General features: G+C 73.9%; 22 protein-coding genes. 15 read left to right on the top strand and 7 right to left on the bottom strand.

Going from position 1 to position 19232, the window contains the following annotated elements:
• Window positions 1-34 precede the first annotated feature (34 nt).
• Window positions 35-1069, top strand: coding sequence for an ROK family protein (locus O7602_RS21935; RefSeq protein WP_281584499.1), 1035 nt, complete (start codon window positions 35-37; stop codon window positions 1067-1069).
• Window positions 1070-1164: 95 nt separating this feature from the next.
• Here the strand turns inward: O7602_RS21935 and O7602_RS21930 are convergent, their stop codons facing one another.
• A complete protein-coding gene (locus O7602_RS21930) occupies window positions 1165-1368 on the bottom strand; it encodes a DUF397 domain-containing protein (RefSeq protein WP_281584498.1) in 204 nt (67 codons plus the stop codon).
• Window positions 1369-1372: 4 nt separating this feature from the next.
• Window positions 1373-2218 carry a helix-turn-helix transcriptional regulator gene (locus O7602_RS21925; RefSeq protein WP_281584497.1) on the bottom strand — a complete coding sequence of 282 codons (846 nt, stop codon included), beginning with the start codon at window positions 2216-2218 and terminating at the stop codon, window positions 1373-1375.
• A 277-nt stretch (window positions 2219-2495) separates the two neighbouring features.
• Between O7602_RS21925 and O7602_RS21920 the strand changes: the two genes are divergently transcribed.
• A complete protein-coding gene (locus tag O7602_RS21920; protein ID WP_281584496.1) occupies window positions 2496-2726 on the top strand; it encodes a hypothetical protein in 231 nt (76 codons plus the stop codon).
• A gap of 254 nt (window positions 2727-2980) precedes the next feature.
• Window positions 2981-4084 (top strand): D-alanine--D-alanine ligase family protein, encoded by a 1104-nt coding sequence (locus O7602_RS21915; RefSeq protein WP_281584495.1) that lies wholly within the window; start codon window positions 2981-2983, stop codon window positions 4082-4084.
• 15 nt (window positions 4085-4099) lie between these two features.
• Here the strand turns inward: O7602_RS21915 and O7602_RS21910 are convergent, their stop codons facing one another.
• Together O7602_RS21910 and O7602_RS21905 are read right to left on the bottom strand one after the other, a co-directional pair.
• Window positions 4100-4735 carry a DUF3515 family protein gene (locus tag O7602_RS21910; RefSeq protein ID WP_281584494.1) on the bottom strand — a complete coding sequence of 212 codons (636 nt, stop codon included), beginning with the start codon at window positions 4733-4735 and terminating at the stop codon, window positions 4100-4102.
• Window positions 4736-4969, bottom strand: a complete 234-nt coding sequence (locus O7602_RS21905) for an Lrp/AsnC ligand binding domain-containing protein (protein WP_013284547.1) — start codon at window positions 4967-4969, stop codon at window positions 4736-4738.
• A gap of 166 nt (window positions 4970-5135) precedes the next feature.
• Here O7602_RS21905 and O7602_RS21900 point away from each other — a divergent pair, with 166 nt between their 5' ends.
• Complete coding sequence (locus tag O7602_RS21900) at window positions 5136-6083, top strand: thiamine-phosphate kinase (protein ID WP_281584493.1); 948 nt, start codon at window positions 5136-5138, stop codon at window positions 6081-6083.
• 171 nt (window positions 6084-6254) lie between these two features.
• Window positions 6255-6722, top strand: coding sequence for a GNAT family N-acetyltransferase (locus O7602_RS21895; RefSeq protein WP_281584492.1), 468 nt, complete (start codon window positions 6255-6257; stop codon window positions 6720-6722).
• Window positions 6723-6756: 34 nt separating this feature from the next.
• Here the strand turns inward: O7602_RS21895 and O7602_RS21890 are convergent, their stop codons facing one another.
• Together O7602_RS21890 and rpmB are read right to left on the bottom strand one after the other, a co-directional pair.
• Window positions 6757-8013: an ATP-grasp domain-containing protein gene (locus O7602_RS21890; RefSeq protein WP_281584491.1), complete on the bottom strand. Its 1257-nt coding sequence runs from the start codon at window positions 8011-8013 to the stop codon at window positions 6757-6759.
• A 210-nt stretch (window positions 8014-8223) separates the two neighbouring features.
• Window positions 8224-8415, bottom strand: a complete 192-nt coding sequence (gene rpmB, locus O7602_RS21885) for a 50S ribosomal protein L28 (RefSeq protein WP_106316350.1) — start codon at window positions 8413-8415, stop codon at window positions 8224-8226.
• Between the two features lie 154 nt (window positions 8416-8569).
• On the opposite strand from rpmB, the gene O7602_RS21880 reads away from it, so the two are divergent.
• Together O7602_RS21880 and recG are read left to right on the top strand one after the other, a co-directional pair.
• A complete protein-coding gene (locus O7602_RS21880) occupies window positions 8570-10168 on the top strand; it encodes a DAK2 domain-containing protein (protein ID WP_281584490.1) in 1599 nt (532 codons plus the stop codon).
• Window positions 10165-12366 (top strand): ATP-dependent DNA helicase RecG, encoded by a 2202-nt coding sequence (gene recG / locus O7602_RS21875; RefSeq protein WP_281584489.1) that lies wholly within the window; start codon window positions 10165-10167, stop codon window positions 12364-12366. Before O7602_RS21880 ends, recG begins: the two co-directional genes overlap by 4 nt.
• Window positions 12367-12510: 144 nt before the next feature.
• Here recG and O7602_RS21870 read toward each other — a convergent pair whose 3' ends face one another.
• A complete protein-coding gene (locus tag O7602_RS21870) occupies window positions 12511-13446 on the bottom strand; it encodes a cell wall anchor protein (protein WP_281584488.1) in 936 nt (311 codons plus the stop codon).
• A gap of 249 nt (window positions 13447-13695) precedes the next feature.
• Here O7602_RS21870 and rsmD point away from each other — a divergent pair, with 249 nt between their 5' ends.
• From rsmD to mutM, 8 genes are all read left to right on the top strand, one after another.
• The gene (gene rsmD, locus O7602_RS21865) at window positions 13696-14259 is read left to right on the top strand and encodes a 16S rRNA (guanine(966)-N(2))-methyltransferase RsmD (protein ID WP_281584487.1); all 564 of its coding nucleotides are present in this window, start codon (window positions 13696-13698) and stop codon (window positions 14257-14259) included.
• The gene (gene coaD, locus O7602_RS21860) at window positions 14256-14732 is read left to right on the top strand and encodes a pantetheine-phosphate adenylyltransferase (protein WP_281584486.1); all 477 of its coding nucleotides are present in this window, start codon (window positions 14256-14258) and stop codon (window positions 14730-14732) included. The genes rsmD and coaD overlap by 4 nt, the downstream gene beginning before the upstream one ends.
• A 146-nt stretch (window positions 14733-14878) precedes the next feature.
• The gene (locus O7602_RS21855; RefSeq protein ID WP_281584485.1) at window positions 14879-15376 is read left to right on the top strand and encodes a hypothetical protein; all 498 of its coding nucleotides are present in this window, start codon (window positions 14879-14881) and stop codon (window positions 15374-15376) included.
• A gap of 127 nt (window positions 15377-15503) precedes the next feature.
• Entirely contained in the window at window positions 15504-16067 is a 564-nt protein-coding gene (locus O7602_RS21850; protein WP_281584484.1) for a YceD family protein, read from the top strand.
• A 5-nt stretch (window positions 16068-16072) separates the two neighbouring features.
• Window positions 16073-16246, top strand: a complete 174-nt coding sequence (gene rpmF, locus O7602_RS21845) for a 50S ribosomal protein L32 (RefSeq protein WP_089156974.1) — start codon at window positions 16073-16075, stop codon at window positions 16244-16246.
• A 96-nt stretch (window positions 16247-16342) separates the two neighbouring features.
• Window positions 16343-17338 carry a phosphate acyltransferase PlsX gene (locus tag O7602_RS21840; RefSeq protein ID WP_281584483.1) on the top strand — a complete coding sequence of 332 codons (996 nt, stop codon included), beginning with the start codon at window positions 16343-16345 and terminating at the stop codon, window positions 17336-17338.
• The gene (rnc, locus tag O7602_RS21835; protein WP_281584482.1) at window positions 17335-18183 is read left to right on the top strand and encodes a ribonuclease III; all 849 of its coding nucleotides are present in this window, start codon (window positions 17335-17337) and stop codon (window positions 18181-18183) included. Before O7602_RS21840 ends, rnc begins: the two co-directional genes overlap by 4 nt.
• Entirely contained in the window at window positions 18176-19033 is an 858-nt protein-coding gene (gene mutM, locus O7602_RS21830; protein WP_281584481.1) for a bifunctional DNA-formamidopyrimidine glycosylase/DNA-(apurinic or apyrimidinic site) lyase, read from the top strand. The genes rnc and mutM overlap by 8 nt, the downstream gene beginning before the upstream one ends.
• Window positions 19034-19232 lie beyond the last annotated feature (199 nt).

Genomic DNA, 19232 nt, shown 5'->3' with positions numbered 1-19232 from the left:
ACCTCAGGTCAGGCTCGGCGGGGAGGTGGCGGCGGTGGGCAGCGCAGAGGTGCCGGTGGTGGTGGGGCTGGACAACGGCGGCACGAGCAACAACGCCACCGTGCTGACGGTCGACGGCCGGTTCCTGGTGGACGGGCTGCTGGAGATCCCGAGCGAGGTCGGCGCCGGCCCGGAGGCGGCGATCGAGGCCCTCGCGCGGGCGTTCGACGGCGTGCTCGCACACACCGGGGTGCCCCGGGAGCTGGTGCGCGCGGTCGGCCTGGACACGCCCGGCCCGGCGAGCGCCACCGGGGTGATCTCCTCGCGCGGGTCGACGAACTTCGCCCAGCCGGCCTGGCGGGGCTACGACGTGCGCGGCGCGTTGGAGCGGCGGCTCGGCCTGCCGGTGGTGTACGCCAACGACGGCAACGCCGCCGCCCTCTACGCCCACCACGTGCACTTCGGCGCGGACGCGAAGGCACGCTCGTCGGTGTCCGCGATCGTCGGCACCGGCCTGGGTGGGGGCGTGGTGGAGAGCGGTCGGGTGGTCGGCGGCGCGGCCGGCATGGCGGGGGAGTTCGGGCACGTGCACATCCCGCTGGACGGGCTGCTCGAACCGGGGCAGCCGGTGCCGGTCTGTGCCTGCGGCTTCGCCGGTGACGCGGAGAGCGTCGCCTCGCTCACCGCCATCCGGCGCAACCTGTTGTCCTACTGGCTGGCCCGGTATCCCGACCATCCGCTGGCCGCGGAGGACCCCGCACGGGCCGCGAAGCTGCTGCGCGACCACGGCGAGCGGGGCGACCCGCTGGCCCGCCAGGTGTTCGGCCAGCAGGCCCGGGCGCTGGGGCGGTTGTTCACCATCGCGGCCAACTTCACCGACCCGCACGCGTACTTCGTCGGCGGGGGCGTGGTGGAGGCGGCGCCGGAGTTCCGCGACTGGTTCCTCGCCACCGTCGCGGAGCACACCGTGCTCCGCGACGAGCAGCGCGCGCTCGCCACCTTCGCCCTGGTCCCCGACCGCGACATGGCCGGCGCCCGTGGCGTCGCCATCGCCGCCCTCGACCGGATGAAAGGCGGGGCCCCCGCTTAACGCCTTTGGTAGAGGCGGGGGCCCCGCTTAACACGCGCCGAGCGCGTCGAGCGCGTCGAGCGCGCCGTGCCCGCCGAGCGCGTCGGCCGGCGCGGTCAGGGGCGTGGGGGCGCGGCGGTGAAGGCGGTCCAGGCGGTTGGTGGGAACACCAGCACCGGGCCGGCCGGGTCCTTGGAGTCGCGAACCGCGACCGATCCGGGCCACGGCGCCATCTCGACGCAGGCGCCCTCGTCGCCGCTGTGGCTGCTCTTGCGCCAGCCGGCCGGCGCCGGGGGGTGAGGGCGGTTGGTGTCGTTCATGCGGTCACCTCTCGTTCAGCAGACGGAGGAGCTGGTCCCGACTGGCCGCCGGGCTCAGCGCCACGGTCCGCAGGTGCTCCATGATCTTGGTGCAGGTACGCAGGTCGCCCGGCCGGTCGAGGATCATCTGCCCGGCGACGGTCTCCACCGAGGCGATGATCGGGTCCTCGGGGTCGGCGAACTCCAGGATGTGCAGCGATCCCCGGGTGCCCCGGTGGTACCCGGCGGCCAGCGGGATCACCTGGACGGTGATGTTCGGCAGCTCGGTCATCTTCAGCAGGTGGTGGAGCTGGTCGGCCATCACCTGGTGGCTGCCGACCGGGCGCAGCAACGCGCCCTCGTCGATGATGGCGTCGAGGATCGGTGGGTCCTCGCCGGAGATCCGCTGCTGGCGGTCCAGCCGTAGCTGGACGCGTTGTTCCACCTGCTCGTCGCTGAGCGTGTGGGGGCCGCCGCGCATCACCCCGCGGATGTAGTCGGCGGTCTGCAGCAGGCCCGGCACCACCGACGGCTCGAAGTTCGCGATGCCGGTGGCCTCGGCTTCCAGTGCGATGAAGTCGATGGTGCGCCGGTCCAGCAGGTACGAGTAGGAGACCCACCAGCCGGGCTGGCGGGCGTCCTTGGCCAGTTGCACGGCCGCGGCGATCTCGTCGGGCTCCACGCCGTAGCAGGTGAGTAACGCGCGCACGGTGGCCGGGCTGACCAGTGTCTGTGCGTTCTCGTAGCGGGACAGCGTGCTCCGGGTGCTGTTGATCTCGTTGGCTGCGGTTTCCAGGGTGAGGCCGGCGGTCTCACGGTGGGTCCGCAGGAGGATGCCGAGCCGTCGGGCCCGGGCGGTCTTCGGCGCCATGCATCGATGGTCGCACATCCGATGGGAAAACGGGCATGAGAGAAAGCCGATGAGAGTTGCATTCACGGCTGTCCAACTGTCAATCTGTGATGGCGTCCTCACCACCGGTTGTCGTGGCGACGGTGGTGGTGAGCGACCGGAGGGGATGGGGCGCGCGACGATCGGGTTTTACTCCCCCACGACCCGATCGTCGCGTGCCCGTACCGGTCCGCCGAGACGGGAAGGGATTCGCGATGACGGTGACGGCCCGCCGCTCGGGGGACGGAGGTGGCCGGACATGACACCGACCCGGTTCCTCGTGGTCCTCACCGACGTGCGTCCGACGAACGGTCACGCGCGCGACGAACGCAACAGTCCGGAGCGCCGCCGGCAGGTCGTGGGCGCGAGCAGCCGGGAGGCGGCCGACCGGATCGCCGGCGCGTTCATGGCGCTGGGCATGGTGCGGGCCGGCCGGCAACGGGTCAAGGTCATCGCGGTCGGTCGCCGGCCCCGGTACCCGTCCATCTGAACCACACCGGGCCCGACCCTGGAAAACGCGGCGACAGGGTCGGGGAGAGCCGGGCGGCCGGTGGCAGGTCCCGCCACCGGCCGCCCGCGCTGGTTCGCACCGTTACTCCCCGTATAAGGGCTCTTGACCGTTTGCCACGTGCCGCCGCGTCTCGCCGGGTATCGGCCACCGGCTTCGACGACGCACAGTAAGGTCAACCGGGTGAGCGCCACCGGCGAGCACGGCCAGCCGCAGCCGCGACCGATGAGGTGACCATGACCACCCCAGGCAAGACCCGTGTGGCGATCGTCTTCGGCGGCCGCAGCCCCGAGCACGGCATCTCCTGCGTCAGCGCCGGCAGCGTGCTGGCCGCCCTCGACCCGGACGAGTTCGAGGTCGTCCCGGTCGGCATCACCCGGAAGGGCCAGTGGGTGCTCGCCGACGGCGACCCGGCCCGGCTCGCCATCGCCGACCGCAGCCTGCCCGAGATCACCGCCGGCTCCGGCGCCGAACTCGTGCTGCGCGCCGACCCGGCCGTCGGCGGCCTGATGGTGCTCGACCCGGCCCAGGGCCCGGTGGCCCTGGGCGACGTGGACGTGGTCTTCCCGGTGCTGCACGGCGCGTACGGCGAGGACGGCACGATCCAGGGCATGCTGGAGATGGCGGACATCCCCTACGTCGGGGCGAACGTGTTCGCATCGGCGGCGGCCATGGACAAGGAGTTCACCAAGAAGCTCTGCGCCGCCGAGGGCATCCCGGTCGGCCCGTACGCGGTGCTGCGCGCCGGGATGTCGCTGAGCGAGGAGGACAAGGCGCGTCTCGGGCTGCCGGTCTTCGTCAAACCGTCCCGGGCCGGCTCCTCGTTCGGCATCACCAAGGTCGACGACTGGGCGCACCTCGACGCCGCGCTCGCCACCGCCCGGGAGATCGACAGCAAGGTGCTCGTCGAGGGCGCCGTGGTGGGCCGCGAGATCGAGTGCGGCGTGCTGGAGGGCGAGGCCGGCGGCGCGCCCGAGTCCTCGGTGCTCGCCGAGGTGCGGATGATCGGCGACCGCGACTGGTACGACTTCGAGGCCAAGTACATCTTCGCCGACGAGGTGACCGAGTACGACGTCCCGGCGGACCTGCCCGAGGCGGTGACCCGGCAGGTGCGCGACTACGCCGCCCGGGCCTTCACCGCGCTCGACTGCTCCGGCCTGGCCCGGGTCGACTTCTTCGTCACCCCGGAGCTGGAGGTCTTTCTCAACGAGATCAACACGATGCCGGGCTTCACTCCGACGTCGATGTTCCCGCGCATGTGGGCGGCGAGCGGGCTGGAATACCCGAAGCTCGTCAACCGCCTCATCCGGACCGCCCTGCACCGCCGCGCCGGCCGCTGACGGCCGGCGCGGGCGTCAGGCGGAGCAGCCCGAGGGGGCCGTCTTCGCCGAGGGCACCGCGCTGACGATCGCGTCGGAGATCGGGGCCACCCACTGCAACGGCTGATCGTAGGTCTTCGGCACCCGCACCTGGACCGGGGTCTCCCGATCGACGGCGGTCAGCACCGTGGCGTCGGCCTCCTGCACCGGGTGCCAGCAGACCTTGTTGACGGTCCACACCTCGTCGGTGTCCGGGAAGCAACCGGCGGGCAGGTCGCCGCCGGCCGTGGGCGACGGGCAGGGCTTGACCGGCGCGGTGCCACCGCAGGCCACGGTGAGCGCCGGGTCGCCGTACGCCGCGTTCTGCTCCGGGCCCGCAGTCACCGGGCGCTGCCCCAGCTCACGCACGGTGTCGGGCAACTGCGACACCAGCGCGCGGCAGAGGACGGCCGGGCGTTGGGCCAGCGCCGGGGCGGGCATCTCGACGGGCGCGCTCGACTGCACCCGGGGGCTGGCCGACGCGCTCGACGCGGCGTCCGGGGACTCCGGGGCGAGCTTGGCGAACGTGAAGCCGGCCACCGCCACGGTCACCGGCACCGCCACCAGGGTGGCCCAGAGCGCGGCGCGGCGGGTGCCGTGGTCCCGGCGCGGGTTGGTTTCCGTCTCTTCCACTTACAGCCGCACCACCGAACACGTGAGGGTGCGGGTGATGCCGGGCACCATCTGCACCTTGCTGACGATGAGTTTGCCCAGCTCGTCGACCGTGTTCGCCTCGGTGAGCACGACCACGTCGTAGGGCCCGGTGACGGCGTCGACCCGCACCACGCCGGCCAGGTCCGCGATCAGACCGGCCACGTCACGGGCCCGACCGACCTCGGTCTGGATGAGGATGTACGCCTGTACCACGACTCGACCTCCGTCCGTCGCCGCCTGGGGCGGCCCGAAGGGTGAAACTACCGTACCGAGCGGGCGTGATCCCTATCGGTCGCCTGGTGAGCGCGGTGAGCGGGCACACGTCGGTGCGGGGACAGGGGTGGGTCGTGCGGGATGACGGAGCGGGACGAGGGACGGCATGACAGTCGCGGGTGTCGGAGAGTTCGGGCTGATCGACCGGGTCACCGCCCGGTTGTCGTACGGGGAGAGCTGCCTGCTCGGCCCCGGGGACGACGCCGCGCTGGTGGCGGCACCGGACCGGCGGGTGGTCGCCTCCACCGACGTGTTGGTGGAGGGCCGGCACTTCCGGCGGGACTGGTCGGGCGCGCGGGACGTGGGGCATCGGGCGGCGGCGGCCAACCTCGCCGACATCGCCGCCATGGGCGCCACCCCGACCGCGCTGCTGGTGGCGCTCTGCATGCCGGCCGAGCTGGACCCGGCGTGGGCCGAGGAACTGGCCGACGGGCTGGGCGCGGAGGCGGGTCTGGTCGGCGCGAGCGTGGTCGGCGGGGACATGTCGGCGAGCCCGACGCTCACCATCGCGGTGACCGCTCTCGGGGACCTGGCCGGCCGTCCACCGGTGGTCCGTTCCGGGGCGCGGCCGGGCGACGTGGTGGCGCTCGCCGGGCGTACCGGCTGGGCGGCGGCCGGCTACACGGTGCTGTCCCGGGGCTTCCGCACGCCCCGGCTGCTGGTCGAGGCGTTCCGCCGCCCGGAGGTGCCGTACGCCGCCGGGCCGGCCGCCGCCGACGCCGGCGCCACCGCCATGATCGACGTGTCGGACGGGCTGCTCGCCGACCTCGGGCACGTGGCGGCGGCCAGCGGGGTCGCGATCGACCTGAGCCGGGACGCGTTCGAGGTGCCCCGGCAGATGCGCGACGCGGCGCAGGCGCTCGGCGTCGACCCGTACTCCTGGATCCTGGGCGGTGGCGACGACCACGCCCTGGCCGCGACGTTCCCGGTGGGTACGGCGTTGCCGGCGGGCTGGCGCCCGGTCGGGCGGGTGGGCGCAGGCGTCGGCGTCACCGTCGACGGCGCCGGGTACGACGGCCCGCGCGGCTGGGAGCACTTCCGCAGAGCGGAATGACCAGCTCGGCCGCAGAGCGGAATGACCGGCTCGGCCGCAGAGCGGAATGACCGGCTCGGCCGCAGAGCGGAATGACCGGCTCGGCCGCAGAGCGGAACGAGCGTAGTGATCTGCGTCCGACCTCGGCGGCCGGGGCCGGACGGGTGCCGGAACCGGTCGTAGCCTGGCAACGTGAGTGAGATCGAGATCCGGGAGCGACCCTTCGACGCGCCCGAGTCGCAGGCGTTGATCCGGGCGGCGCTTGCGGACCTGGGTGAGCGGTACGGTGGCAGCGGCGACGACACGCCCGTCGAGCCGGCGGAGTTCGTCGCGCCGGTGGGCGCCTTCCTCGTCGCCTACGTCGACGGGCGGCCGGTGGGCTGCGGCGGCTGGCGCAGCCACGGCGCGGACGGGGAGACGGCCGAGCTGAAGCGGATGTACACCGCGCCCGCCGCCCGGGGCCGGGGGGTGGCCCGGTCGGTGCTCGCGGCGGTCGAGCGGTCCGCCCGCGACTCCGGCCGCAAGCGGATCGTGCTGGAGTGCGGCGACCGGCAGCCCGAGGCGATCGCCATGTACACCTCGTCCGGCTACGAGCGGATCCCGAACTTCGGTTTCTACCAGGACGAGCCGGGTTGCCTGTCGTTCGGCCGTACCCTCTGAGGGCCCGCGACCGGCTGACGGCCCGCGACCGGCGTCAGCCGACGGTGATGCGAATCTCTCCGGCGGCCCGGCGGGCGGCGACCGCCGCCTCGTCCGGCGTCGCGCCCCAGGCCATCAGGTGCCCGCTGCGGTGCGCCGAGGAGCGCATCTCGGGGACGGTCTGCCCGACTTTCGTGTCGACCCGCACGTCGAGCACGCCCGGCACCCGCAGCGCGTCGCGCCGGCCGTCCACCGCGGTCACCCGGCCGGGTGGGGCGACGAGGAACTCGATCGCCGCCGCGCCGGTCGGCCGGGTCGGCAGCGCCGGCCGCTCGCCGCGCAGCACCCGCAGGTACGCCTCGATGACGTCCCGCTCGTAGGCGATCGAGATGAGCGCGGTGATCATGTCGCCGGGCATCCGGGCGGCGCACTCGACGAGCGTGGGCACGCCGTCGACCAGGATCCACTCGCTGTGCAGCATGCCGCTGCGGAAGCCGGCCGCCGTGGCGAGGCGGGTCGCCGCCGCCCGCAGCGCGTCGTGGTCGGACGGGGGTAGCGCGGACGGCACGGTGTGGCCGGTCTCCACCGGGTGCCGGCCGCCGGCGATCCGCTTGTCGGTCACGTTGGCGAAGAGCACGTCCCCGTCGGCGACCAGCAGCTCGACGCTGTGTTCGGAGCCGACAAGCAGTTCCTCGACAAGCACGCCGGTGGGCAGCCCCCGGTCGGTGGCCTCGGTGGGCGCCGGCGGGTCGGCGCTCGCCGCCCAGCGGTCCGGCAACTCGCCCGGGTCGGTGATCAGCTGCACGCCGAGGCTGCCCGAGCGGCGGGTGGGCTTGAGTACGCACCGGCCGTCGTGCGCGTGGGCGAACCGGGCCGCCCGCGCCGGGTCGTCGACCAGCTCGTAGGCGGGGTTCGCCAGGCCGATCTCGTCGGCCAGCAGCCGCATCCGGTGCTTGTCGGAGAAGACGTCCGCGGCGGCCACCCCGGCGCCGGGTAGGCCGAGCCGGTCGGCCAGCCGGGCGGTGGCGCCCACCGCGTACTCCAGGCCGGGCAGGACCAGCCGGGCGCCGGCCAGGCCGGGCTCCCGGGCGAGCAGGGCGTCGACGTCCAGGCCGGTCTGGTATTCCACCGCCACCAACCGGCCGACCAGGGGCAGGTCTTCGGCGAACCGGGCCAGGTCGCGGCGGCGGATCACGTCCGGTTCCTCGACCAGCACCACGCTGCCGGCCGGCAGTTCCTCGTCGAACCACCGCAGCGAACCGAGCGACGCGCCGACCACCACCAGTTGCTCGCGACCCAGATCGAGGTCCACCGGTCGTTCCTCCCCACGGCTCGCGCCAGAACCGGGCGGCCGGCGCAGCAGCACCCTAACCGGCCCGGACCAGCGGGTCGCCGTACGGTTGGTCAGCCGTCGTCGCGGGTCGGACGGCGCGGGACGACAGCCAGAAGCCGCCCGGGGTCACCCGGGCGGCTTCTGGCGATGTCACGGGGGGCGGGTCGTGATCGTGACCCGCGCGCCGGGTCAGGCGCGGACGACCTTGCCGGCCTTGATGCACGAGGTGCAGACCTGAAGCTTCTTGGTGGTGCCGCCACCGGCCGGGGTGCGCACCGACTGGATGTTCGGGTTCCAGCGGCGGTTGGTCTTCTTCTTGGACCAGGGCACGTTGTGGCCGAAGCCCGGCCCCTTGCCACAGACGTCGCACACGCTAGCCACGGGATACTCCTGGGATTGATACGTTCATGAGGTCGCCGGCAGGCGCTGCACGGACAACCTGGCCAGGTTACCCGATGCCGGGTGGCCCCGGCCAACCCGCCCCCGAGCGCGCCGGACCGGGCGCGTGTCGGTGCGCGCCAGTAGGCTTCCCGACGTGCTGGACACCCTCGACGCCGCCGCGGTGCGCCGCTGGTGCACGAGCGGGCTGGCCGCCCTCCAGCGGCACCAGGGCGAGATCGACGACCTCAACGTCTACCCGGTGCCGGACGGCGACACCGGCACCAACCTGGTGCTCACGCTCACCTCGGCCCAGCAGGCCCTCGCCATGGACCTGGAGACGCTCCCCGACGGCGGGCACACCCCGCACGGGCACGCGCTGCGGCTGATGGCCCAGGGCGCGCTGCTCGGCGCGCGGGGCAACTCCGGGGTGATCCTCTCGCAGATCCTTCGCGGCCTCGCCGACGCGCTGGCACCCGCGCCCGCGGTCCGGGGCCGCCAGCTCGCCGGGGCGTTGGCCGCCGCCACCACCGCCGCCTACGCCGCGGTCGCCCGGCCGGTCGAGGGCACACTGCTCAGCGTGGTCGCCGCGGCGGCCGACGCGGCCCAGCGGGCGCAGAGCGACGACCTGCCCGCGGTGGCCCGCGCGGCGGCCGTCGCGGCGGCCCGGGCGCTGGCCCGCACCCCGGAGCAACTGCCCGAGCTGGCCCGCGCCGGCGTGGTCGACGCCGGCGGGCGCGGGCTCTGCCTGCTGCTCGACGCGCTTGTCGAGACGGTCACCGGGGAGAGCCCGGCGCCCGCGCCGCCCCCGCTCCGCCGGCCCGGGACGGCCGCGCGGGAGACCGGCTCCGAGGGGTACGCCTACGAGGTGCAATACCTGCTCGACGCCACCGACGAGGCGGTGGCGCGGCTGCGCGCCGAATTGTCCGCGCTCGGTGACTCCCTGGTGGTCGTCGGCGACGGCTCCGGCACCTGGAACGTGCACGTGCACGTCAACGACGTCGGCGCCGCCGTCGAGGCGGGCGTGGTCGCCGGCCGGCCGCACCGGATCGGCGTGACCCGCTTCGCCGACCGGACCGCCCCGGCGCCGGCGGTGGTGCGGCCCGACGGCCGGGCCGCCGTGGTGGTGGCGACCGGCGCGGGCATCGCCGGGTTGTTCGCCGCCGAGGGCGCCGTGGTGGTGCCGGCCAACCCGTCCACCGGCGAGCTGCTCGACGCGATCCGCGCCACCGGCGCGGCCCGGGTGGTGGTGCTGCCCAACGACCCGAACACGCAGTCGGTGGCGAGCGCGGCGGCGAAGGAGGCACACGGCCTCGGCGTGAAGGTCAGCGTGGTGCCCACCCGTTCCCCGGTGCAGGCCCTCGCGGCGCTGGCGGTGCGCGACCCGGAGCGACGCTTCGAGGACGACGTGATCGCGATGGCGGAGGCCGCCGGCGCCTGCCGTTACGCCGAGGTCTGCCACGCCGCCCGGGAGGCGCTCACCGTCGCCGGCCCGTGCCGGCCGGGCGACGTGCTGGCCCTGGTGGAGGGCGAGGTGCACCTGATCGGGCAGGATCTGACCGACACCTGCACCGCGGTGGTCGACCGGATGCTCGGCGGCGGCGGCGAGCTGGTCACGCTGCTCTGCGGGGCGGACGCCCCGGCCGGGCTGGCCGACCGCGTCCGCGCCCATGTCGAGCGCTCCTGGCCGTTCGTGGAGGTGCAGGCGTACGAGGGCGGCCAGCCGCACTATCCGCTCCTGCTGGGGGTCGAATGACGAGCGAACCGGCCACGGTGGACACGCCGTTGAAGAAGCTGGTCGGGGAGAAGACCGCCAAGGCGCTCGCCGCCCACCTCGACCTGCACACCGCCGGCGACCTGATCTACCACTTCCCGCGCCGCTACGACGAGCGCGGTGAGCACACCGACATCCGCTCGCTTGACGTGGGGGAGCAGGTCACCGTGCTGGCGCAGGTGCAGCGCACCGCGGTCCGCCCGATGCGCCAGCGGCGCGGCAACCTGCTGGAGGTCACCGTCGGCGACGGCTCCGGCGGCATGCTCACCTGCACCTTCTTCGGCAACCAGGCGTGGCGGGAGCGGGAGCTGCGTCCGGGCCGGTGGGGGCTGTTCGCCGGCAAGGTGACCGAGTTCCGGGGCAAGCGGCAGCTCAACGGCCCGGAATACGTCCTGCTCGGTGAGGGTGGCGACGGCGAGGCGGCGGCCAACGAGGAGGTCGAGGAGTTCGCCGGCGCGCTGATCCCGGTCTACCCGGCCGCCGCCGCGGTGCCGACGTGGGTGATCGCCCGCTGCGTACGGGTGGTGCTCGACACGTTCACCCCGCCGGACGACCCGTTGCCGGCCACCGTGCGGGCCACCCGCAACCTGGCCGGCATCGACGTCGCGTTGCGGGAGATTCACCGGCCGTCCAGCAAGGAGGCGCTCTACCGGGCCCGCCGCCGGCTCAAGTGGGACGAGGCGTTCGCCGTGCAGCTCACCCTGGTGCAGCGTAAGCACCGGGCGGCGGCGTGGCCGGCGCGGTCCCGGCCGGCGAGGGCGGGCGGCCTGCTCGACGCGTTCGACGCGCGGCTGCCGTACGAGTTGACCTCCGGCCAGCAGACGGTCGGGCGGGAGATCGCCGCCGACCTGGCCACCGCGCACCCGATGCACCGGTTGTTGCAGGGCGAGGTGGGTTCCGGCAAGACGGTGGTGGCGTTGCGCGCCATGCTCCAGGTGGTCGACGCGGGCGGTCAGGCCGCGCTGCTCGCCCCGACCGAGGTGCTCGCCGCCCAGCACCACCGGGGCATCCTCGACCTGCTCGGCCCGCTCGGCCGGGCCGGTGAGCTGGGCGCCGCCGACGACGCCACCCGGGTGGAGCTGGTCACCGGTTCGCTCGGCGCGGCGGCCCGGCGGCGGGCCCTGGCCGAGGTGGCGGAGGGCCGGGCCGGCATCGTGCTCGGCACGCACGCCCTGCTCTACGAGGGGGTCGACTTCGCCGACCTGGGCCTGGTGGTGGTGGACGAGCAGCACCGGTTCGGCGTGGAGCAGCGGGACGCGCTGCGCGCCAAGGCCGACCAGCCGCCGCACGTGCTGGTGATGACCGCCACCCCGATCCCGCGTACGGTCGCCATGACCGTCTACGGCGACCTGGAGACGTCCACCCTGTCCCAGTTGCCGCAGGGCCGTTCGCCGATCGCCTCGCACGTGGTTCCGGCCGCCGAGAAGCCGGCCTTCCTCGACCGGGCCTGGCGCCGGTTGCGCGAGGAGGTCGCCAAGGGCCACCAGGCGTACGTGGTGTGTCCCCGGATCGGTGAGGGTCCGGTCTCCGACGAGGAGCCGCCGCGGGAGGACGACAACGGTCGACGCCCGCCGCTGGCGGTGACCGAGGTGGCGCCGCTGCTCGCCGAGGGGCCGCTGCACGGGCTGCGGATCGGGGTGCTGCACGGTCGGCTGCCGGCCGACGAGAAGGACGCGGTGATGCGCGCGTACGCCGCCGGCGACCTGGACGTGCTTGTCGCGACCACGGTGGTCGAGGTGGGTGTCAACGTGCCGAACGCGACCGTGATGATCGTGCTGGACGCGGACCGGTTCGGCGTGTCCCAGCTGCACCAGTTGCGTGGGCGGGTGGGCCGTGGTTCGGCTGCCGGCCTCTGCCTGCTCGTCACCGAGGCGGCCGAGGGTTCGTCGGCCCGGGAGCGGCTGGACGCGGTGGCCTCCACCACCGACGGGTTCAAGCTGGCGGAGCTCGACCTGGAGCAGCGTCGCGAGGGGGACGTGCTGGGCGCGACCCAGTCCGGCCGGCGCTCGCACCTGCGGCTGCTGTCGCTGCGACGGGACACCGACCTGATCCGGGACGCCCGGGCCGAGGCGATCACCCTGGTCGGGGAGGACCCGGAGCTGGCCCGGCACCCGGCGTTGGCGGCGTCGGTCGCCGCGCTCGTCGACTCCGAGCGCGCCGAATACCTGGAGAAGGGCTGACTGCCAGCCTGATCCACACCAGCTCGGCGAGGTGGGGGTATCCCGCGTGGTGTGATCCCGCCACCTCGGCGTACTGGCGTGGATCAAGCGGCGGGGGCGCGCCGACCGGGTGGTCGACGCGCCCCCGCGGGCGGAACCGGTGGATCAGGCGGTGAAGCTGATCCGGCGGCGGCGGGCCACCACGTACAGCACGGCGCCGGCGGCCAGCAGCAGCGTGGCGCCACCGGCGATGGCGCCCGCGGCCGGGCCGGTCACGGGCAGGCCGCCACCCTGGCCGGAGCAGTCCTCCGGCTGGGTGTACGGGATGGTCTCGGCGTCCTCGGCCACGTCGTACCGCACGGTGACCTTGAGGCCCTTGTGGGCGTCGAACTCGACCGAGGCGGTCTTGCCCGGCTCGGAGACGAGCTTCTTGGTGACGCCCTTCTCGGTGGTGAGCGTGGCGGTGAAGGGCGCCCCCTCCGCCGGGTTCTCCACGATGAAGGTCATCGAGTCGCAGTCCTGGTCCAGCTTGAAGATCGGCTCCGCCGGCTCGGCCGGGGTGGACGGGCTCGGCGGCACGGAGGCGGACGGCGTCGGGGTGGGCTCGGGCGACTCCGGTGACGGCGACACGCTGGGCGACGGCGAGGCCGCCGACGGCGACGGCGACGGGCTCTCCACCACCTCGCACTTGCGGCTGGGCCGGGCCACGACGGTGCGCTCACCGTCGTGGGACTGGCGGCCCCGGTCCCAGTGCGCGCCCACGGTCAGCTTCAGCTCGGGGATGGCGCCGGCGAAGGTGTGGGTCTGGGTGCCGGTCAGGGGCCCGTCGCCCTGCTTCTTCAGCTCCGCGCCCACGGCCAGGTCGCCGGTGATCTCGCCGGGCACGGTGGACTCGAGCTTGGTGATCTTGCCGGAGATGTCGCGCTCGCTGCTGATCACCGACCAGGTGACGGTGACCTTGCCGTCCTTGGTGGCGCAGTAGCTGCCGGACGGCTCGGGGTGGTGGGCCGCGGCCGGGGCGGCGACGGTGGCCACACCCGCGAGGCCGATCAGCGCGCCGGCGGTGAGGGCGGCGGCACGCCGAAGGTGGAGACGGTTCACGTCTTCTCCTGAGGAGGGGAGGATGGGAGGGGGTGGCGGCGGACGGGCCGAAATCGCGCGTCCGCACGGCAACCGGGGCAGACCCTAGCGAGATCGACACGGCGGGCGTTACCGCGATCGACGGGTCGTAAAGGGTCCGTTATAAATCTGAGATCATTGATGTACGCCGGGTCACAGTTCGTTGCTCCGGGTGGTCGACCCGCCCGTTCCCGGCGTCGCGTAGCGTCGGGGGATGCGCAGGAACCACCGGTGACCCGGATCGTGGCCGGCACGCTCGGCGGGCGGCGGATCGCCGCGCCGCCCGGCGCCGGCACCCGGCCGACCTCGGATCGGGTGCGGGAGGCGCTGTTCAGCGCCGTACAGGCCGATCTAGACCTGGACGGGGCGCGCTTCGCCGACCTGTACGCCGGCTCCGGCGCGGTCGGTCTGGAGGCGCTGTCCCGGGGCGCGGCGCACGTGCTGCTGGTCGAGTCGGACGCCCGGGCCGCCCGGGTGATCCGGGAGAACATCGCCGCGCTGCGGGCCGCTCCGGCCGCCCGCCTGGTCACCGGCAAGGTGGCCGGGGTGCTCGCGGCCGGGCCGGACGGTGGGGCGTACGACGTGGTCTTCGCCGATCCGCCGTACGCGGCGCCGGACGCGGAGCTCACCGCGGTTCTCGCCGCGCTCGTCGACGGCGGCTGGCTCGCGCCGGACGCGCTCGTGATCGTGGAACGGTCCCGGCGCACCGGCCCGGTCGGCTGGGTGGAGGGCATCACTCCGGAGCGCAGTCGCCGCTACGGCGAGACCACCCTTTGGTACGGTCGCCGATCATGAGACGCGCGGTCTGCCCGGGCTCGTTCGACCCGGTAACCAACGGTCACCTCGACATCGTCGGCCGGGCCAGCCGGCTGTTCGACGAGGTGATCGTCGGAGTGCTGGTCAACCAGTCGAAGCAGGGGTTGTTCACCGTCGAGGAGCGGATCAAGATGCTCCGCGAGGTGACCGCCTCGTACGACAACGTCCGGGTGGAGTCGTTCCGCGGCCTGCTCGTCGACTTCTGCCGCGACCAGCAGGCGAGCGTGCTGATCAAGGGCCTGCGTGCGGTCAGCGACTTCGACTACGAGTTGCAGATGGCCCAGATGAACGTCGGCCTGGCCGGGGTGGAGACGCTCTTCATGCCGACCAACCCGCTCTACTCGTTCCTCTCCTCCAGCCTGGTCAAGGACGTGGCCAAGTGGGGCGGCGACATCTCCGCCCACGTGCCGGACCTGGTCCGTGAGCAACTCGTGGCCCGGCTGCGCCCCTGACCCGCGAGCGCGCGAAGGGCGGCGACGCGCCGGCCGGGGGCGGGTGGGACGGGAGTGGTCGGCGCGCGACATGATGTGTGCAGCGCCGAAACCGGGCGCAGGCCGCATCATGGAGGGCGGCCGACGAGGACAGGAGTGAGGTACCGGTGGACCCGCTCGATCGCATCGACGAACTGATCGCCATGGTGGAGCAGGCCCGCTCCGTCCCGATGTCGCGCAACAACTGCATGGTCGACCGTGGCGAGATGATCGCCGCGCTCGACGAGATGCGCGCCGAGCTCCCCGCCGACCTGCGCCGGGCCGCCGCGTTGCTGGAGGAGCGGGACAAGATCATGGAGGCCGGCAAACGCGAGGCCGACCGGATCATCAGCGAGGGTGAGGCGGAACACGCCCGGCTGGTGTCGGTGAACGAGATCACCGTCTCGGCCGAGCACGAGGGTGCCCGGATCATCGGCGAGGCGCGGGCCGAGGCACAGCGCCTCCGCGAGGAGGTCGACGACTACGTCGACACCGCGCTCGCCAATTTCGAGCAGTTCCTCACCCGGGCGTTGGCCTCGATAGAGCGTGGCCGCGACAAGATGCACGCGCTGCGCGAGATCGGCACCTTCGGTGGGGACGAGGCCGACCGCCCGCTACCCTTCTGAGCGGCGCGCGGGCCGGTCGCCGACAGCCGGCTGCCGCCGGAGCAGGGCGGGTGTGCCCCCGGTTCGACGGTCCGCCCGTCTCCCAGGTAACCTTTTTTGTCGGCCTCTCACCGGCCGGAGTCTGACTATGCCCAAACATTCGCCTCGCCAACTCGACCCCAGGGCGCCGCTGGTCCTCGACACGAGGGACCTGCCGCGTCGCCCTGGCGCGTTGCGTGAGCTCCGGCGGGTCGTGACGGCACCGGCGGACCTCGGCGTGGAGTTGATCGGCGTGCCGGAGGGCGCGGACCTCGACCTCGACCTGAGGTTGCAGTCGGTGTCCGAGGGCGTGCTCGTCTCCGGGACCGTCACCGGTCCCGTCAAGGGCGAGTGCGGCCGTTGCCTGCGCGAGATCGACGACTCGGTGGCCGTGAACGTCCAGGAGCTGTACGCGTACGAGGACAGCACCACGGACGAGACGACCGACGAGGACGAGGTGGGCCGGATGCAGGGCGATCTGATCGACCTGGAGCCGGCGGTGCGGGACGCGGTGGTGCTCGCGCTGCCGACCAACCCGCTCTGCCGGCAGGACTGCCCAGGACTGTGCCCCGAGTGTGGGGTGCACTGGGACGATCTGCCCGCCGACCACAGTCACCAGCAGATCGACCCGCGTTGGGCGGGCCTGTCGCAACTGACCCGTACAGAGGAGTAGGAACCGTGGCCGTCCCCAAGCGCAAGATGTCGCGCAGCAACACCCGCGCCCGCCGGGCGAACTGGAAGGCCTCGGTGGTGGCGACCGTTGCCTGCCCGCAGTGCAAGTCGCCGAAGCTGCCGCACGCCGCCTGCTCCGTCTGCGGCACGTACAACGGCCGCCAGGTCCTCGAGGTCTGACCTGGACGCCGAGTGACGCCCCCGACCACTTCTCGGGTGGCGCGCGCACCACGGCTGAAGCCCGGTGCCCCGGCTCCCTCCGCCGCCGGTCGTTCCGTGACCGGCGGGCCGTCGGAGCCGGGCACCGCGCGGATCGCCGTCGACCTCCTCGGCGGGGACGATGCTCCCGCCGTCGTGGTTGACGGCGCTCTGCGGGCGGTGCGCACCGACCCTGACCTGCGCCTGCTGCTCGTCGGCCCGACCGAGGTCGCCGACGGGCTGATCGGCGTGCTCGACTCGGCGCAACGCGCCCGGGTCACGGTCCGCCCGGTGCGGGCCGCCGTCGGCATGGCCGACGACCCGACCGCCGCACGCGGCGAGAGCACGGTACGCACGGCGGTGCAGGCGGTCCACGACGGGCTCGCCGACGCCGTGGTCTCCGCCGGCTCGACCGGCGCCACCGTCACCGCCGCCGCGCTCGGCCTCGGTCGCTGGCCCGGGATACGCCGACCCGCTCTCGTCGCCACGCTGCCCGCCGTCGCGGGCCCGGTGGTGCTGCTGGACGTCGGTGGCACGCTCGAACCCGGCCCCGCCACGCTGGCCCGGCACGCCGTCCTCGGCGCCGCCTACGCGGCCGTGGCGCACGCCGTCACCGCGCCCCGGGTGGGGCTGCTCTCCGTCGGCCACGAGGCGGGCAAGGGCGACCGGTTGCGCCGTGCCGCCGACCCCGCGCTGGCCGCCGTGCCGCTGCCCTGCGGGGGACGCTATGTCGGCCTGGTCGAGGGGTACGACATCTCCCTGGGCGCCCGCGCCGACGTGGTGGTGACCGACGGGTTCACCGGAAACGTCCTGTTGAAGGCGATCGAGGGCGCGTACGCGATGGCCGGCGGGCCCCCGGCGAACGGCGGTGTGCCGCGCGCGGCGGCCCTGCTCGGGGTGGCCGGCACCGTGGTGGTGTGCCACGGCGCGGCCGGCCCGGAGGACGTCGCCTCGGGTATCGCGCTCGCCGCCCACCTCTGGCGTCGCGACGCCGCCGGCACCGTCCGCGCGCTGCTCGCCGAGATCCCGCACGATCCCGCACCTGACCGCAACGACACCGAGGTAGCACCATGACCAACGAGAAGCGGCGGCGTGCTCCCGTCGGCCACCTGGAGACGGCGTTCGGGGTGTCGCTCGACCCGGAGCTGCTGGAGCGCGCGCTCACCCACCGTTCGTACGCGTACGAGAACGGGGGCCTGCCCACGAACGAGCGGCTGGAGTTCCTGGGCGACTCGGTCCTCGGCGTGGTGATCACCACCGCGCTCTTCCACAACCACCCGGACCTGCCCGAGGGACAGTTGGCGAAGCTGCGGGCCAGCGTGGTCAACATGCGCGCGCTCGCGGACGTGGCGCGCGGCCTGGGCCCGGACGGGCTCGGCGCGTACCTGCTGCTGGGCAAGGGCGAGGAGGCCACCGGCGGGCGGGACAAGGCGAGCATCCTCGCCGACACGCTGGAGGCGCTGCTCGGTGCCATCTACCTCCAGTACGGCCTGGACACCGCCGCCATCGTGATCCACCGGCTCTTCGACCCGCTGATGGCGGAGTCGGCGGGCCGGGGCGCGGCGCTGGACTGGAAGACCAGCCTCCAGGAGTTGACCGCCGCGCTGGGGCTGGGCGTGCCGGAATACCGGATCGAGGGCACCGGGCCGGACCACCTCAAGACGTTCACCGCCTGGGTCGTGGTGGCCGGTAACCGCTATGGCGGCGCGGAGGGGCGCAGCAAGAAGGAGGCCGAGCAGCGGGCCGCCGAGTCGGCGTGGCGGATGCTCACCGAGCAGGCGGAGGCCGCCGCGCGGGCCGAGGCCGGGACCGCGCCGGAGGATCCGGCGGCGACCGCTCCGGACGTGACCGCTCCGGACGTGACCGCTCCGGACGCGGCGGCTCCGGAGGACGCGGAGGCGGGCGCCGGCCGTGCCTGAGCTGCCCGAGGTGGAGACCGTCCGGCAGGGACTGGCCCAGTGGGTCGTCGACCGGCGGATCACCGCCGTCGAGGTGCGCCACCCCCGGGCGGTACGCCGGCACGCGCCGGGCGGCGCGCACTTCGCCGACGTGCTCGCCGGTCGGACGATCACGGACGTACGCCGCCGGGGCAAGTACCTGTGGCTGCCGCTGGACAGCGGGGATGCGGTGATCGGCCACCTGGGCATGTCCGGCCAGCTGCTGCTCCAACCGGTCGGCGCGGCCGACGAGCTGCATCTGCGGGTCCGGTTCCGGTTCGCCGACGACGGGCCGGAGCTGCGTTTCGTGGACCAGCGCACGTTCGGCGGGCTGTCGGTCTCCGCGGGCGGGGCGGATCTGCCGGTCGAGATCGCGCACATCGCCCGGGACCCGATGGACCCGGAGTTCTACGACGAGGCGTTCGTGGCCGCGCTGCGCCGCAAGCGCACCGAGATCAAACGTGCGCTGCTCGACCAGACGTTGATCTCCGGGGTGGGCAACATCTACGCCGACGAGGCGCTGTGGCGGGCGAAGCTGCACGGCGTACGGCCGGCCGACGGGTTGACCCGCCCGGCGGCGCTGCGCCTGCTCGGCCACGTGCGGGACGTGCTCGGCGAGGCGATCAAGCAGGGCGGCACCAGCTTCGACGAGCTGTACGTCAACGTCAACGGCGAGAGCGGCTACTTCGACCGGTCGCTCAACGCGTACGGCCGGGAGGGGGAGCCCTGCCCGCGCTGCGGCGCCCCGATCCGGCGCGAGGCGTTCATGAACCGTTCCTCCTACAGTTGCCCGCGCTGCCAGCCGCGTCCCCGGGGCGCCCTCCGGGGATGACCCCGAGCCGCCTCGGGGTTGCGCCGGTGTGCTGCGCCGTCCGGTCCCCGGCGGCGCGCCGGAACGTACCCTGAATCGCCCTTTTTCCGGTGATCGGTGCGGCCGGTTCCGGCCGCCCGGTAGGGCCAGCCCTATCGGGGACGAGCCGGGGCCGTTCCCCGATGTCCGGCCCCCGCCGGATGCCTAGCGTCTCCAGCGT

The sequence above is a fragment of the Micromonospora sp. WMMD1128 genome (assembly GCF_027497235.1).
Classification (GTDB): Bacteria; Actinomycetota; Actinomycetes; order Mycobacteriales; family Micromonosporaceae; genus Micromonospora.
The sequence above is the reverse complement of the archived record's forward strand: the minus strand, read 5'-3'. Positions and strand labels throughout refer to the sequence as shown.

What these genes read in the sequence shown, in the direction of transcription:
- O7602_RS21930 (WP_281584498.1), bottom strand. Translation starts at nt 1,368, where the DNA reads ATGAACGACACCAACCGCCCTCACCCCCCGGCGCCGGCCGGCTGGCGC.
- O7602_RS21925 (WP_281584497.1), bottom strand. Translation starts at nt 2,218, where the DNA reads ATGGCGCCGAAGACCGCCCGGGCCCGACGGCTCGGCATCCTCCTGCGG.
- O7602_RS21920 (WP_281584496.1), top strand. Translation starts at nt 2,496, where the DNA reads ATGACACCGACCCGGTTCCTCGTGGTCCTCACCGACGTGCGTCCGACG.
- O7602_RS21915 (WP_281584495.1), top strand. Translation starts at nt 2,981, where the DNA reads ATGACCACCCCAGGCAAGACCCGTGTGGCGATCGTCTTCGGCGGCCGC.
- O7602_RS21900 (WP_281584493.1), top strand. Translation starts at nt 5,136, where the DNA reads ATGACAGTCGCGGGTGTCGGAGAGTTCGGGCTGATCGACCGGGTCACC.
- recG (WP_281584489.1), top strand. Translation starts at nt 10,165, where the DNA reads ATGACGAGCGAACCGGCCACGGTGGACACGCCGTTGAAGAAGCTGGTC.
- coaD (WP_281584486.1), top strand. Translation starts at nt 14,256, where the DNA reads ATGAGACGCGCGGTCTGCCCGGGCTCGTTCGACCCGGTAACCAACGGT.
- O7602_RS21850 (WP_281584484.1), top strand. Translation starts at nt 15,504, where the DNA reads ATGCCCAAACATTCGCCTCGCCAACTCGACCCCAGGGCGCCGCTGGTC.
- rnc (WP_281584482.1), top strand. Translation starts at nt 17,335, where the DNA reads ATGACCAACGAGAAGCGGCGGCGTGCTCCCGTCGGCCACCTGGAGACG.